This window comes from Kitasatospora sp. NPDC056800 (genome assembly GCF_042789775.1).
GTDB lineage: Bacteria > Actinomycetota > Actinomycetes > Streptomycetales > Streptomycetaceae > Kitasatospora.
Map to the genome: position 1 here is coordinate 20,261 of NZ_JBHUAL010000091.1, position 14,320 is coordinate 34,580.

Genomic DNA, 14,320 nt, shown 5'->3' on the forward strand with positions numbered 1-14,320 from the left:
ATGCTCCTCCTTGACGCCCCGACGCAAGCAATTCATGCTTACGTTTAACGGCTAGCAACTGACGACAGACCTAGAGATGCCGCCCAACCAGGGCAAACGACCACAGACGAACCCTCGAAAACGACACGGCACACGCGAAGCGGGCCCGTTCCCCGGCGTCCGCACCAAGGGGTCAACACCATGGCGATCATTCGGAACGAGGCACTGCACAAGCAGGTGGCGGCGGCGATGCGACAGTCCATCGCCACCGGCGAGTGGCCCCCCGGTACCCAGCTGCCCACCGAAACCGATCTCGCCGAGACCTACGGCGTCTCCCGCCCCACCGTCAGGCTCGCCGTCGCCGCCCTCCGCACCGAGGGGCAGTTGGACGTGAAGCAAGGCCGCGGCACCTTCGTCCGCACCGCCGTCCACGGGCCCAGCGCCAGCCAGGATCGAACCATCACCACCCAGGGCGACACCTTCTCAACGCCCATCGACGCCTGGTTCGACCGCGCCGAGGAACCCACGGTCTACCGCACCCGCACCGACGCCATCACCGCGCCACTACTGGAGATGGACCAGGACGAGCTGATGCTTGGCTGCGACCGCCTCCTCACCGCCCCTGCCGGCGACGGCCGCGCCCTCCACCGCCTCCTGCTCCCCATGGAACGCATCGAGGCCACCCCCCTGGCCCAGCACCCCGCCGCCACCCCGGCCGAGGCTTACGCGACGCTCACCGCCGCCGGCCACGACCTCACCTGGCGCGAGCGGGTCAGCGCCCGAGTCCCCCAGCCCGACGAGCGAGAGGCTCTCCACCTCTCCGAGGCTGCCGTCCTCCTGGTCGCCCACCGCATCACCTGCGACCAGGCCACCGGCCTCCCCCTCATCCTCGAAGAGACCCGCCTCGGCGCCGAAACCACCGCCCTCACCTACGCCATCGACGCCCACAAGCCCAAGCGCGCCAAGGCCTCCCGCTAACCAGCCCGAACACGCCCCCGCCCCCACGTCCACAACGGGCGCGGGGGCTGTCGCAACTCTTCTCCACTTACTCAAGGGCGCGCACAGCGCGCCGACGCGCGGCCTTGCCGCTCGCCGCCGCTCCTGTCTCCGCCCCGCGCCCGCGGCGGCCGGCCACGCCCACCACAACGTGCGGCCCAGAAAGCGCCGAGGTCAGTACCCGTCGTGGCTGAGGCCGGGCGGCTCCGCGGTTTTACCCACCTCCCCGGACCGGGACCCGCGTCGAGCAAGACCGGGGGGCCACTCGGCCAAACTGCGGTCAGGCCCAAAAGCCCTGACCGAGTCGCAGCAGCTTACGGCCCCCCGATCATGCCCGACCCCACCCCAGGCAGGACACCGGCCAAAACCACTCCACCGCCCGAACGGCAGGCCGCACCGCCAAGTCCGCCTAAACTAGGAGAGCCATTCTTCTAGCGCTGCCCGTTCCTCCTCTTCGAGCGCGACAATGCCGTCGAGGCGCTTCACAGTCCAGGTGCAGTAAATGTTCATGACATCGGCAGGCGTGAGAGGTCCCTTCAGTTTCCCAGAAAAGAGGAGGGCCTTGGCAATGTAGTCCAAATTGGTCCTTGAGATAAATTCGATGTCGACCTCCGCCTCGCGGGCCCTTCGAGTGAGATCATTGACGCGAGCAAGGTCACTTGCCCGCTTATTCCAATCAGCCTCATTAGTTGCGACAGACAGGCGCTCACATGCGGCCCGAAGTTGCCCCTTGCTGAGGACCGGAAGATTCCGATCAAGCCTCCTCATGGCAGTAGCCACGTCTGGAACATCGGAGCTTGAAGCGGAGGAGTGCGGAGCGGAAGGCGCAATAAAGCCATCGGGGATTACGTAAGCAGGCGGCTGATCAGTAATTGCTACACTGCCATGGGATGCGCGGACGAGGGCTTTGAAGCTTGGGAACCCAAACCATCCCTGACTAACCTCTTGACCAAACTCCCGCTGGAGTTCCCATGCAAGGCTAGCTAGATCGATTGGGCGCGATAGGGCATCGAGCCGTTCCCGCAAGTAACGCATCGCCGCTTCGCGGAATCCAAATTCGTTAATACGCTCAGTGGAAGTATCTGCGCGCTCTCCATTTTCTATTGTCGGAGTTGATTCTGGCGCCTCGCCAACGGCCTCGGTGGAGATTCGGTCAAGCTCCTCGCGCAAGTCCTGTGCAATATCGTCCACGGCCGCAAGAAGGTCAGCCATGCGGCGACTCAAGGTCTTTACGAGGGCTGGGGGTTCACTTCCCGGCTTGTACGTGTCTTCATGCGTAAGTTCGCCCCAGCCATCCTGAAGAAGCGTCCTAATCTGCAGTTCACAAGTAACGAAATGCCAGTCTACGGCCCATGAAATGGGAGCCTTGAGGTTAACGTGAACTGCGCGATATCCGCTAGGCTTGGGGTCGCCAGAATAGTCTTTCCATGAATCAGGATCCTGAGTCAGTGCTGACTCCATGGAGCCCGCCGAAGCGGGAAGCGACCTGATTAGATCAGCAACCCTTGCGACATCCGAATGATTATTACAGGTGATCCTCAGCCCAACAAGATCGTCGATTGCTTCTGGGATACTTTCGAGGCCTTCCACCGAGTCCTTGTATTTAGGAAGGTTTAGCTTCCGCCACACCCGACTCTTGCTCTTTACTCGGCTTCCGCTGACCCGAACACGCGCCGCTTCCATTTCGCTAAGTTGACTCTCAAGGTGCTCGGAGAGCGCTCGCGAGGAAGCTTCTTTGGCGGTGTCCAGGTACTTCTTCTTGTAGGTGTCGTACCAGTCGCTAAATTGCTGATATGAGAATGGAAGGCCGTTGGGCAAGGGTTCACTCCCTGGTGATGGTGAGCCGGGATCCAGGAGTCGCGCATGGGGATTTTAGCCGGTGCGACATCCACTTGTGGCACGATTGCCGGATCGAATCATGATCACTTGTGGCAGTGGAGTGAGCCACCATGTGGGCTGCAGGAACCCGCGTCTGCCGTCATATCGGGTGCCTGGGGAGCGCCCTGCGGGGCAGCTCCCAGCCTTAGTGGCTGTATGCAACCGCAGCCTCAGTTAAGCCGATGGCAACCGATGCTGCTCGGATCTCGTCACAGGTGACTAGTAAACCTTCTTGCCTCAGGCAGTCGCCCAGGTCACCTCAGGGAAAGAGGTGGAAGGACCGAGGTGGTATTCCGCCCAAGCACGGCTTGGAACGTAGCTGCTCCCTTTCAGCGGGTCGGCTGCACCAGCGCCAGCCGCAGGCGACACACTGTGCGACGGGCGTGCCAGATCGGACGGTACATGACGGTCGGTTGCGGGTAGTGGCGGGGTAGCAGCCGAAGAACAGGCAGGCTGGGCGCGGTATAGGTCCGGCTGTACAGCCGGACACGGCTCTCGTAAGGGGGGTGGAGCGCCCCACCTCCCGCCCCTCATTGTTGGCTCCCGATCTGGAACAAACGACCGCTGCGGGTGAGGAACTGGCACTGACCCCGTCATGCCAGTTCGTCACGGGTGTTGGCTACAAGGCAGAGTAGTTCCTTGAGACTCATCCAGCCCTCCAGGACACCCTCCAGGCGGACCAGCGCCCCACCCTGAGCATCGGTGTCGGCGATCGCCCGAAGTTTCGAGCGATCCACGCCGCACGCCGCCAGGAGGGAGTTCACCTCGTCCGCCGTCCGTCTCGCGACTCGCCAGCCAGCGGCGTAGTCGACGCCCGGTAGCCACACCCACGAGTCCGGGTCGAGGCTCGCCGCCAACTCCGCACCGAAGTCGTCGTCCTCGTCCAACTGTTCTTCAACTCCCCTGGTCAAGAACCGAACCGGCCATCCGTGCACAGACATGCCGAGGAGCCCGATACCATCGGCACCGGGTTCCGACCCACCGGACCACCCCTGTTCCCGCCAAGGTCTCGGGGTGGTCCGGCACGTCTTCTGTTGTCCCTGATCAGGTCACGCGCGGTCGCGCGTCGGCTCCTCGTTGCCGAAGACCCGGCTGAACAGTTCCGCCTCGCTCAGACCGGCCAGCGGATCCTCAACTCCGGTCTCCTCGCGCCAGATACGACGCATCAGCTGCGCTCGCTGCCCCGCGGCGTAACCCGGCTCGTCGCACCACGCCATCACGTCACGGTGTGCGGCTCGGCGCCCCGGCGAGACGGCGCGCACCGGCCAGGAGAACTGGCCGTCCAGAAGCCACCAGGTCGAGAAGCGGTCTCGCCAGGCCCTCAGCCGCCGGATCATTGCGGCGCCCCGGGGCCGGCGGGGTAAAGGCGGACCACGGTCGGGGTCAGGTCGAGGAAGGCCAGGGCCCGCACCTCCCCGTGCGTCGCGAGCCGGTGCCCCACCGACGGCACCGCCGACGGTCCGAACAACTCGGCGAAGTACCCCTGCTGGTCTGGGCTGAGCGGCAAGGCGCCCAACGTGGCCAGCAGCGCGGCCATCGCGTCCGGCAGCCTGTTGAAGCGCACGGGCGCCGTCACGCCTCGGACTTCCACGATCACCGGGAACGGGTACGGCGTGCCCGCCGAGGTCGTGTGCACGGTATCGGTCATGCCTTCCCCCTCCTCCGTGCGTTGCGCTTGGTCGCCGATCCGTTCGGCGTCCCTTCCACGACTTCCAGTTCCACGCGCACCCGGACCGAGGGCCAGCCGCCGACCCGCTTCACCTCACCGACGTACTCCGCCGAGCCCGCGTACGGCTTGTGCGCGTCCAACGTCCACTTCAAGTACTCGCGGATAGGCGTGATCACCTGGTCGAGGGTCTTCGGCCGGTCAATGGGGATCGCGAGCTCCACCGCCTCCAGCAGCAAGACCAGCGACTCCGCGTGCTTCAACGCGCTCTCGGCCGTGGACAGCAGCTCAGCGTGGTCCATCTCCGCCAGGGGCACCCCGGTGCGCACCCGCTCCACGGCCCAGTAGGCCTCATCGACCCGCCATTGCCCCAAGCTGAGGGCGATGTGCGGAAACCGGTCGGCGGGGCGCGCAGGAGCGCCCGTGCCCGCATCGACGGGAAGCCCCATCACCCGGACACCTCCCCCGCACGGCGCGGGTGCCACGCGTGGACACGAACCGTCCGGCCGTTCACCACGATGACCCGGGTCACCGCCCTCAGCAGCCCCGCACCGCAGTAGAAACACCGGGTCTCCGTCGACCCGGGCGCCCGCTTGCTCACGACGCACCGCCTCCCAGGCCCACCAGCGCCCAAACGATCTTCCCGAAACCTTCCGGGCGAGGCACGAAGCCCCACTCCACGGACAGGGCTTCCACCAGGCACAGCCCCCGCCCCGACTCGGCGTCCAGGCCAGTGGACCGCCGGATCACCGGCTTCTCGTTGCTCGCGTCGTGCACCTCCAACCGAAGGTGATCGACCACCATCTCGAAGCGGACGTAGATCCGCCGCCCCTTGGACACCCTGGCGTGCTTCACCGCGTTGCTCACCAACTCGTCGAGTACCACCGCGGCGTCGTGCGCGAGGACACCCCCGCCCGGCACACTGGCCAGGAAGGTGCGAAGGTGCAGCCGGGCCACGCCGGCGGACCTTCGGTGGCGGGTGAGCCTCACCTCGAACGCGGGTATCCCACCGTCCATCTCAGGCGACTCAGCAGTGCCCTGGGGTTCTCCCAAGCTGATCAAAGCGCACCACCCTCCCGGTGCCCACAGGGACGACCGGACCTCGACAACCCGGCCCTTGCCATCAGGTTGCCGAGAGGGAGTGCGAACTTCGTACCCAAGGTGATTACCCAATGTGGGTAAACTCACAGGTAATCAACTTCCTTGCGGCGTCTATTGATCGACAGCGGGGGCTGCGGTGACCGATGCGCGCGTTCCGGACCGGCTCCCGGCCGGCCTGCTCGCCAACCCCGAGATGATCGCGGCGTGCCGAAGCCGCGACTTCGCCGCGGTGTTCCGGCTGCTCAAGCTCGCCGGAATCTACCCCTCGCTCATCGCCCGCGCCTGCGACATGACCCCGAGCCGGGTCGGCGAGATCGCCTCCGGGAAGCGCAAGATCGAGAAGATCGACCTCATCGAACGGATCGCGGACGGCCTCCACATCCCCGGACGCATGCTCGGGCTGGCCGCCAGGGAGTGGGAACAGGAGACGCCCCTCCCCTCGCCCAGGCGCCGCGTGCCGGAGCCGTCCGCTACCGGGCAGGGCCTCAACTCACCGATCGACCCCGAGTTCTTCGTCAGCCACCTGCGCGGCCTGATGCCCGGCCACTACCGGGCCGCGAACCTGCTCGGCTCCCGCCACGCGCTCGACGCGGTGACCCGACACGTCCGGTTGCTCGACCGCATTCAGCAGAACGCCGCCGGGCGTGCCCGGGACGAGCTTCTCGTCATCGGCGCCCGCACCGCGGAGTTCCTGGGCTGGCTCAACCAGGATCTCGGCGACTTCGACCAGGCCCTCTACTGGTCGGACCGCGCCATGGAATGGGCGCAGGAAGCGGGCGATGACGTCATGGCCGCCTACGTGCTCTTCCGGAAGAGCAACCAGGCCACCGCCCGGCGCGATGCCCAGAAGGCCATCGGCCTCGCTCGCGCCGCACAACGAGCTGCCGGTGCCACCCTCCGCATCCGCGCCCTGGCCGCTCAGCAGGAGGCACAGGGCCACACCCTCACTGGCAACCAGCGCTTCGCCCAGGCCAAGTTCGACGAGGCCCACGAACTCGCCGCCGAGCCGGACGACTCCCACGCGGACGACGCGCTTGATCTGGCGTACTGCACCCCGACCTACATCGAGATGCAGCGCGCGAACTGCCTGCTCGAACTCGGCGACCCACGAACGGCCGTGGACATGTTCGAAGCCGAGCTCCAGATCCTGCCGTCGATCTACCGCAACGACCAGGGCGTGTACCTCTCCAGGTTGGCGCGCGCCTACGCGGTGTCCGGCGAACCCGAGCAGGCCGCCGCAGCGGCAGACCGGGCACTGTCGATCGCCATCGACACCGAGTCCGCCCGGGCCATGTTCGAACTGTCCGCAGCAGGCAAGGCACTCCAGCAGTGGAGAGCCGTACCCGAAGTAGCCACGTTCACCGGTCGCTTGACCCTGATGAGCGGCGGATCCCCTCTCGACCGCCGTTGACCTCATGAGAGAGGCTGGGCCCATGGACGCACTGATCACGGCCGCCACCTCCGCAGACGAACGCCGGCGCGGCGCCAAGATCGCCGTGCTGCCGGTCGGCAGCTTCGAGCAGCACGGCGACCACCTGCCCCTGACCACCGACACCGTCGTAGCCAGCCTGATCGCCCAGCGGATCGCCGCCGACTACGACCTGTTCCTCCTGCCGCCCATCACGCTGTCCTGCTCCCACGAGCACGCCCACATGTCGGGCACCGTCAGCATCAGCGCCGCCACGCTCTACGCCGTGATCAACGACACGTGGAAGTCCCTCCGGGCGTCCGGCGTCCCAGGCCTGCTGATCGTGAACGGGCATGGCGGGAACTACGTGCTCTCCAACGTGGTTCAGGAGGCCAACACCGAGGGCCCGCGCGTCGCCCTCTTCCCCGTCCGGGAGGACTGGCACCAAGCCCGCGAAGCCGCCAGCCTGGAGAGCAACGGCGCCGAGGACATGCACGGCGGCGAACTGGAGGTGTCACTCCTCCTCCACGGCGCGCCCCACCTCATCCGCGCAGGCATCGAGCAGGACGATCACGACGCCCCAGAACGCCCCCACCTCCTCACGCTGGGCATGGCCGGCTACACCCGGAGCGGCATCATCGGCCGCCCGTCGCTTGGGACCGCAGAGAAGGGCAAGGCCATCCTAGAGAGCTTGTCCGTGTCGGCCGCCGCCCACCTCTCCCTACTGGGCAACAGCTAAGGGTGGGGGCCAAGGGCCCGCCAGCTTGAACCGCAACTGGCGGGCTTCGCAGACTTCAGGCTCAGGGCCCTTTTCGATTCCGTCGCGAACAGAAAAGGCGGCGTCGACACATCCGGCCGACCCAGCCGACAGTGTCTGTCGTCTTGTATGAATGATCAGAGCACCACTCAACGCAAGTTGCCGTCAGACGGCAGCCCATGCCGGACACGGTGCTCCGCGAGACGTCTCCGGTCAACGGCATGCCCCGGCATTTCTCGGAGCCGACCAACTATGTGACTGTCGAATCGGTTCACCACGGTCAGGTCATCGTTGACGATCAGCATGCCGAAGTCAAAGAGCACGTGATCATTAGCGCAGAGACACAGAACGTTGGCAGGCTCGTCCGGACCGTTGTGCGGCCGCCCCAGAGGCGTGATGTGTGCTGCCTCCGCGTACGCGCCGGTCGACAGATTCAGCCGAGCACCGCACACCTGACACGTGTAGTCGTGTATCTGTTTCACGAAGTTGGCGACCGCACTGCTCCGTACGACACGCTGAACCAGCACTGGTGACCGAACGTTGTTGGTCTCCATGTGGCTGGCGGCACCTTCTATCGCAGGACCTGACACCTGTGTGGCCACCACGGCCTGTTCAGCCGGGAGGAGCGCAACCAGGCGGAACCGCCAGACTCCGAAACCTTCCCGAGATTGCTCCGACCAGTAGTCCTCAACCCGGAATAGTCCGTCGTACCGGTACCCGGGGTTGGCGGGACGCACCACCCGTACCGGTGCTCCACTTGCCGCACTTGTCGCCAGGGCCGCGTTACCAAGCGTCAGTTCCTGATCTCGAACCTGTCGCCCAGTCTCGGGTTGCCGGCCGCCCTGCCCGGTGTAGATGATCACATCGCCAAAATCCTCGTCGTCCTCGTAGCCACCAGCAACCACGATCGATTCGGCGCCAAGTTTCGCCGTACCGCAGATTCCGGCCTGTAGGGGGCGGTGCACCTTAGATTGGGAGAGCGTTCTGCGAGCTTCGAACCATTGCCCAAGATGGACGCCAGGCACCGCACCGAAGCCGTCGAAGCTCCGGGCATACTCCACAGCCGGTTGTCCCGCCGGCAGAGCTGACGCCAGCTCCCGGACCCTTTCCTTCTCCTCCTTGCGTGCCGTTCGAGCCCGGAAGAGCACCTCCCCAAGGAACGCTTCCCGGGCGGCAGGCAACCACGTGCCTTCGTCTCCGCACACCACAGACAAGCCGTCGAAGAGCTCACGGAGACGCTCTTCCGTCGGGATGGTCCGCCCGTCCAGATAGGAGTCAAGCGTCCTCGCGCTGAGAGCACAGTGGCGGGCCACTCGCTCTGTCGACGGGCCGCCAGCCCTGCCCCACAGTTCGCGCAGCCTCCGCGTAAAGTCCTCCTCTTCGGGCGTGCGGCGCGCCGTCGCCGAGCCTCGACGCCTGGCCTCCTCCGCCAGGTCCTCCTCGACGGCGCGCCGCCGCTGGCGCCACATCTGACGCTCTGGTGAGCCGCCATCGCCCCAAGCCTCGACCATGAGGTCAAGGTTCTTGATGCTCGGTAGGCGAGAGCCCCGTAGCGCCTCATAGACGGCCGTACGGGACGCACCTAGTGCCACCACCGAGTCAACGGTTCCTTGAGAGCGTTCCTGGAGTTCGCGGAGTTGGTGCGCGAAGGACACCAAGGCGCCGTTCCCGCTCAGAGGGAGCCTGCGAGGCATGCCATCACTGTGAGTTTCATCACAAACCCCTCCTTGAAACTTGTGTCGTGCGTCACAACAAGTTGGCCCCATGGGCGACTGGCCTGGGACTATCCCAACTTGCGGGAGTACCGCGATGTTTTCTGCGGAACTTCGGTTCTGGAGGGTCTGGCATCGTTGCCACTGTCGGCTCAGCCGTGCACTCCTGATGGAGCGACGGCTCCCTGCGCCAACAGGAAGCCGTCATCACTCGTAGCCCCATCTAGAACATCCGGAGAACTACATGCACGAGGGTACGGGGAGTCCCGTGTCCGCCGGAAGCGTCCAGGTCGCGGGCCCTACGCCGCACCGGGCAGCCTCCCGCTGGCTGGCGCCGGCCGGCGCTGCCGCCGCTACTGGCGTAGGCCCGATCACCGCCAGCCTCCAAGGCAACACCACGATCGCCGTCATTTCGGCGGCACCGGGTCTGATCTTGGTGACGTTGCTGTTCTTCGGCGTCGTCTGCCCTGCTGTGTGGTCGAGGAAAACCCAGCGCCAGAAGGCAGCTCTTAACGTGCTCAACGCGCTCATCGGACGCCATAGCATCATGGCGCCCACTCGCCAGTAGACGCTCCGAGGCCTCGGGGGCGGGAATCTTTGCTCCATGACCACATGGTCGGGGTGGCAGCCGGCCGCCACCCCGACCATGGCGGCAGGACCTACGAAACGAAATGGAGCCCTCCCTGACGTAATCAGGGAGGGCTCTACAAGTCACTCAAGGCCTCAGACCCACTCGATCGAGGACTCGATGCCCGGGGCACTCCGGGCGGCGGGCAGAGGAGCCCTCCGGCCGCCTTGCCGGGCCTCCCCGGAGGGAGCGGAAGACCCGTCCGGGGCGGAGCTCAGGCCGAGCACGCCCAGGACGAGCTCCCGCTCACCCTCCGAGAGTCTGTGAAGTAGGTCACACAGCTCGCTCGCCGTGTCACCCACGCCACCATGCATTCCTACTGGCCAGGGCCGTTGACGACCGTCAGCGGAAGCATCTTCTTGCCCGTCGGGCCGATTTGTATGGCCGTGTCCATCTGGGGGCACACGCCGCAGTCGAAGCACGGGGTCCAACGGCAGTCGTCGACCTCGACCTCCTCCAGGGCGTCCTGCCAGTCCTCCCAGAGCCAGTCCTTGTCGAGGCCGCTGTCCAGGTGGTCCCAGGGCAGCACCTCCTCGTAGGTGCGCTCGCGGGTGGTGTACCAGTCGACGTCGACGCCGGTGCCGGCCAGGCCCTTCTCGGCGCAGGCCATCCAGCGGTCGTAGGAGAAGTACTCGCGCCAGCCGTCGAAGCGGCCGCCGTCCTCGTAGACCTCGCGGATGATCGCGCCGACCCGGCGGTCGCCGCGGGAGAGCAGGCCCTCGACGATGCCCGGCTTGCCGTCGTGGTAGCGGTAGCCGATGTTCTTGCCGTACTTGCGGTCGCCGCGGATGGAGTCGCGCAGCTTGGCCAGGCGGGCGTCGGTGGCCTCGGCGGACAGCTGCGGGGCCCACTGGAACGGGGTGTGCGGCTTGGGCACGAACCCGCCGATGGAGACGGTGCAGCGGATGTCGTTCTGGCCGGTGACCTCGCGGCCCTTCTGGATGACGTTCTTCGCCATCTCGCCGATCTGGAGCACGTCCTCGTCGGTCTCGGTGGGCAGGCCGCACATGAAGTACAGCTTCACCTGGCGCCAGCCGTTGCCGTACGCGGTGGCGACGGTGCGGATCAGGTCCTCCTCCGACACCATCTTGTTGATGACCTTGCGCATGCGCTCGCTGCCGCCCTCGGGGGCGAAGGTGAGGCCCGAGCGGCGCCCGTTGCGGGACAGCTCGTTGGCGAGGTCGATGTTGAAGGCGTCGACGCGGGTGGACGGCAGCGACAGGCCGATCTTGTCCTCGGTGTAGCGGTCCGCGAGGCCCTTGGCGATGTCGCCGATCTCGGTGTGGTCGGCGCTGGACAGCGACAGCAGGCCGACCTCCTCGAAGCCGGTCGCCTTCAGCCCGCGCTCCACCATCTCGCCGATGCCGGTGATGCTTCGCTCCCGCACGGGGCGCGTGATCATGCCGGCCTGGCAGAAGCGGCAGCCGCGGGTGCAGCCGCGGAAGATCTCCACGGACATCCGCTCGTGCACCGTCTCGGCGAGCGGGACCAGCGGCTGCTTCGGGTACGGCCACTCGTCGAGGTCCATCACGGTGTGCTTGGACACCCGCCACGGCACGCCGGGGGCGTTCGGCACGACGCGGCCGATCCGGCCGTCGGCCAGGTACTCCACGTCGTAGAACTTGGGGACGTAGACCCCGCCGGTGCGGGCCAGGCGCAGCAGCAGCTCGTCCCGGCCGCCCGGGCGGCCCTCGGCCTTCCAGGCGCGGATGATCTCCGTGATGTCGAGGACGGCCTGCTCGCCGTCGCCGACCACGGCGCAGTCGATGAAGTCCGCGATCGGCTCCGGGTTGAAGGCCGCGTGGCCGCCGGCCAGGACGATCGGGTCGTCGATGGTGCGGTCCTTGGCCTCCAGCGGGATGCCGGCCAGGTCGAGCGCGGTCAGCATGTTCGTGTAGCCGAGCTCGGTGGAGAACGACAGGCCGAACACGTCGAAGGCCTTCACCGGGCGGTGGGCGTCCACGGTGAACTGCGGGACGTGGTGCTCGCGCATCAGCGCCTCGAGGTCCGGCCAGACGCTGTAGGTGCGCTCGGCGAGCACACCCTCACGCTCGTTCAGCACCTCGTAGAGGATCATGACGCCCTGGTTGGGCAGCCCGACCTCGTAGGCGTCGGGGTACATCAGCGCCCAGCGGACGTCGCAGGCGTCCCAGTCCTTGACGGTCGAGTTCAGCTCGCCGCCGACGTACTGGATCGGCTTCTGGACGTGCGGGAGGAGGGCCTCCAGGCGTGGGAAGACCGATTCGACAGTCATGTACTAGGAACCCTTACGACGTGATTCGGTGCCGCGAGTCGGCACGGGAGGGGTGACCCTCAAGGGTAGCCCAATCCGGGGAACGGGCCGTCTGCCCCGGTTCACGGGCCCTCCGCGCTCCGGCGCGACCCCGGACGGGCCGGTCTCCGCCCGCACCCGCCGGTGTCCACCGGTGCCCACCGGTGCCCACCGGTGGCCTCCCGAGCCCGCTGGTGCCCGCCCCGGCACGCGCGGTGGGCGCCCGCCGGCCGGTCCCGTCCGCCGTTGACACGCCCGGACGGCCCGTGCGGTACTGACAGGGCTCCGCCAAAGACATCTGCACCCCTTCCGGACAAGGAAGTTGAGTCGTACGCTCGGCCCTCGTCGGTTTTCCGGCCGGCACGCCTCTCCCTCCCCACGGGCCGCCCACGGACGGCCCCGTCCGTCCCCGCACGGCCGCCGTTCCCGGCCCGCGGTGCCACGCCCAGCCCCGTCCCCCTCCCCCGTCCCCCCGCCCGCACGCCGTGCCCGGCGGCGCACCCGCACGCCCGCGCCCCGGCGGCCGTACGACCGGCGCAAGGAGAACCATGACCGACACCGGTCGGCGGATCCGCCCGCTCCGGACCCTCGACACCCGGCCGGCCCGCTACCCGACGCCGGCCCAGGCCGAGTCCGCCGCACGGCGGCTCGCCCTGCGGCACCCGGACCGCTGCCGGCTGCGCGAGGTGGGCCGCTCCCGGGCCGGCCGCCCGCTGCTGCTGCTCTCCGTGGACCGCGGCCCGCGGGCCGTCCTGGTGGTCGGCGGCCCGCACCCCAACGAACCGATCGGCACCGCCGGGACCGTCCGGCTCGCCGAGGTGCTGCTCGACCGCCCCGCCCGCCCCGGACTCTCCTGGCACCTGCTGCTCTGCCTCGACCCCGACGGCGCCGCGCTCAACGCCGGCTGGCTGGACGGCCCGCTCACCATGCGGCGCCACTACGAGCACTTCTTCCGCCCCTCCTTCGAGGAGCAGCCCGAGCTGCTGCCCGCCCCCGGCTCCGGCCGCCCGCCGATGCCGGAGAGCCTGGCGCTGACCGGACTGATCGACGAACTGCGCCCGTTCCTCCAGTGCTCGCTGCACGGGGTGGACTTCGGCGGCGCGTTCGCCCAGCTCACCCGCCCCGTCCCGGGCCTGGCCGGGCGCTTCGCCCGCTCCGCGCAGCGCGCCGGCGTGCCGCTCGACGTGGACTCCTACGACGCGATCGGCTGGGCCAGCCCGGACCCGGGCACCTACCTGATGCCGTCTCCGGGCACCGGCGGCTCCCGGGCCCTGCCGGACGAGCCCGAGCTGTCCACCTGGTCGTACGCGGCCCGGTACGGCGCGGTCTCCGCGGTGCTGGAGGTCCCGATGTGGGCCGTCGACGCGGTCGGCGACGCCCACCGCCACCCGGCCGGCCCGCAGGCCCTCGCGGCCGCCGCCCGCGACCTCACCGCACGCGCCGCGGACCTCACCGCCCTGCTCCCGACGGTCCGCGCGCACCGGCACGGGACGCCCGGCCACGAGGCGTACGGCCCGCTGCTGCGCACCGCCGAGTCCAGCCTGGCGGTCGCCCCGCGGGTGGCCGAGGAGTGGCTGGAGCGCTGGGGCGCCGAACCGCTCACCGCCTCCCGGGTGACCACCGCCGGACTGGTCGCCGCCCGCGTACCGCTGCGGGTCGCGTCGATCCTGCTGCGGCTGCTCGCCGACACCCGCGGCCCCGGCGTCGAGGCCGCCCGCGACCGCGCCCGCACCGTCGTCGCCGACAGCCTCGACCGGCTGCGCCACCGCTTCGGCACCCGCTGGGTGCCCGTCCAGGAGCAACTCGCCCACCAGACCCGCGCCGTCCTCACCACCGCCGACTGCCTCCTCTGAACCCGCCCCGGCCCCGGACACGACAGCGCCCCCGGACACGGCGGCGGGGCCGGCCCGGGAAGTCCCGGAC

The 14,320-nt window shown here is 68.0% G+C and carries 12 protein-coding genes; 4 read left to right on the forward strand and 8 right to left on the reverse strand.

Going from position 1 to position 14,320, the window contains the following annotated elements:
* The first annotated feature begins 180 nt into the window (after positions 1-180).
* Positions 181-957 carry a GntR family transcriptional regulator gene (locus ACFRQN_RS20830; RefSeq protein ID WP_380741486.1) on the forward strand — a complete coding sequence of 259 codons (777 nt, stop codon included), beginning with the start codon at positions 181-183 and terminating at the stop codon, positions 955-957.
* A 432-nt stretch (positions 958-1,389) separates the two neighbouring features.
* On the opposite strand, the gene ACFRQN_RS20835 is transcribed toward ACFRQN_RS20830, so the two are convergent.
* From ACFRQN_RS20835 to ACFRQN_RS20860, 6 genes are all read right to left on the reverse strand, one after another.
* Positions 1,390-2,793 carry a GTP pyrophosphokinase family protein gene (locus tag ACFRQN_RS20835; protein WP_380741487.1) on the reverse strand — a complete coding sequence of 468 codons (1,404 nt, stop codon included), beginning with the start codon at positions 2,791-2,793 and terminating at the stop codon, positions 1,390-1,392.
* 653 nt (positions 2,794-3,446) lie between these two features.
* On the reverse strand, positions 3,447-3,740 hold the full coding sequence (locus ACFRQN_RS20840) for a hypothetical protein (protein ID WP_380741488.1): 294 nt from the start codon (positions 3,738-3,740) through the stop codon (positions 3,447-3,449).
* Between the two features lie 162 nt (positions 3,741-3,902).
* Positions 3,903-4,190 carry a hypothetical protein gene (locus ACFRQN_RS20845; RefSeq protein ID WP_380741489.1) on the reverse strand — a complete coding sequence of 96 codons (288 nt, stop codon included), beginning with the start codon at positions 4,188-4,190 and terminating at the stop codon, positions 3,903-3,905.
* The gene (locus ACFRQN_RS20850) at positions 4,187-4,501 is read right to left on the reverse strand and encodes a hypothetical protein (RefSeq protein ID WP_380741490.1); all 315 of its coding nucleotides are present in this window, start codon (positions 4,499-4,501) and stop codon (positions 4,187-4,189) included. The genes ACFRQN_RS20845 and ACFRQN_RS20850 overlap by 4 nt, the downstream gene beginning before the upstream one ends.
* Complete coding sequence (locus ACFRQN_RS20855) at positions 4,498-4,968, reverse strand: hypothetical protein (RefSeq protein WP_380741491.1); 471 nt, start codon at positions 4,966-4,968, stop codon at positions 4,498-4,500. The genes ACFRQN_RS20850 and ACFRQN_RS20855 overlap by 4 nt, the downstream gene beginning before the upstream one ends.
* Positions 4,969-5,116: 148 nt before the next feature.
* On the reverse strand, positions 5,117-5,476 hold the full coding sequence (locus ACFRQN_RS20860) for an ATP-binding protein (protein WP_380741492.1): 360 nt from the start codon (positions 5,474-5,476) through the stop codon (positions 5,117-5,119).
* 280 nt (positions 5,477-5,756) lie between these two features.
* On the opposite strand from ACFRQN_RS20860, the gene ACFRQN_RS20865 reads away from it, so the two are divergent.
* Positions 5,757-7,031 carry a hypothetical protein gene (locus ACFRQN_RS20865; RefSeq protein ID WP_380741493.1) on the forward strand — a complete coding sequence of 425 codons (1,275 nt, stop codon included), beginning with the start codon at positions 5,757-5,759 and terminating at the stop codon, positions 7,029-7,031.
* A gap of 22 nt (positions 7,032-7,053) precedes the next feature.
* Complete coding sequence (locus tag ACFRQN_RS20870) at positions 7,054-7,767, forward strand: creatininase family protein (RefSeq protein WP_380741494.1); 714 nt, start codon at positions 7,054-7,056, stop codon at positions 7,765-7,767.
* A gap of 167 nt (positions 7,768-7,934) precedes the next feature.
* Here the strand turns inward: ACFRQN_RS20870 and ACFRQN_RS20875 are convergent, their stop codons facing one another.
* Both ACFRQN_RS20875 and ACFRQN_RS20880 read right to left on the reverse strand, forming a co-directional pair.
* Positions 7,935-9,296 carry a YDG/SRA domain-containing protein gene (locus tag ACFRQN_RS20875; protein ID WP_380741495.1) on the reverse strand — a complete coding sequence of 454 codons (1,362 nt, stop codon included), beginning with the start codon at positions 9,294-9,296 and terminating at the stop codon, positions 7,935-7,937.
* Positions 9,297-10,441: 1,145 nt separating this feature from the next.
* The gene (locus ACFRQN_RS20880) at positions 10,442-12,379 is read right to left on the reverse strand and encodes a TIGR03960 family B12-binding radical SAM protein (protein WP_380741496.1); all 1,938 of its coding nucleotides are present in this window, start codon (positions 12,377-12,379) and stop codon (positions 10,442-10,444) included.
* 566 nt (positions 12,380-12,945) lie between these two features.
* On the opposite strand from ACFRQN_RS20880, the gene ACFRQN_RS20885 reads away from it, so the two are divergent.
* Positions 12,946-14,250, forward strand: coding sequence for a M14 family zinc carboxypeptidase (locus ACFRQN_RS20885; RefSeq protein WP_074000689.1), 1,305 nt, complete (start codon positions 12,946-12,948; stop codon positions 14,248-14,250).
* Positions 14,251-14,320 lie beyond the last annotated feature (70 nt).

Excerpts from the sequence above, each read along its gene's own strand:
- ACFRQN_RS20870 (WP_380741494.1), top strand. The coding sequence starts at position 7,054 with ATGGACGCACTGATCACGGCCGCCACCTCCGCAGACGAACGCCGGCGC.
- ACFRQN_RS20830 (WP_380741486.1), top strand. The coding sequence starts at position 181 with ATGGCGATCATTCGGAACGAGGCACTGCACAAGCAGGTGGCGGCGGCG.
- ACFRQN_RS20885 (WP_074000689.1), top strand. The coding sequence starts at position 12,946 with ATGACCGACACCGGTCGGCGGATCCGCCCGCTCCGGACCCTCGACACC.
- ACFRQN_RS20875 (WP_380741495.1), bottom strand. The coding sequence starts at position 9,296 with ATGGTCGAGGCTTGGGGCGATGGCGGCTCACCAGAGCGTCAGATGTGG.
- ACFRQN_RS20855 (WP_380741491.1), bottom strand. The coding sequence starts at position 4,968 with ATGGGGCTTCCCGTCGATGCGGGCACGGGCGCTCCTGCGCGCCCCGCC.
- ACFRQN_RS20845 (WP_380741489.1), bottom strand. The coding sequence starts at position 4,190 with ATGATCCGGCGGCTGAGGGCCTGGCGAGACCGCTTCTCGACCTGGTGG.
- ACFRQN_RS20850 (WP_380741490.1), bottom strand. The coding sequence starts at position 4,501 with ATGACCGATACCGTGCACACGACCTCGGCGGGCACGCCGTACCCGTTC.
- ACFRQN_RS20880 (WP_380741496.1), bottom strand. The coding sequence starts at position 12,379 with ATGACTGTCGAATCGGTCTTCCCACGCCTGGAGGCCCTCCTCCCGCAC.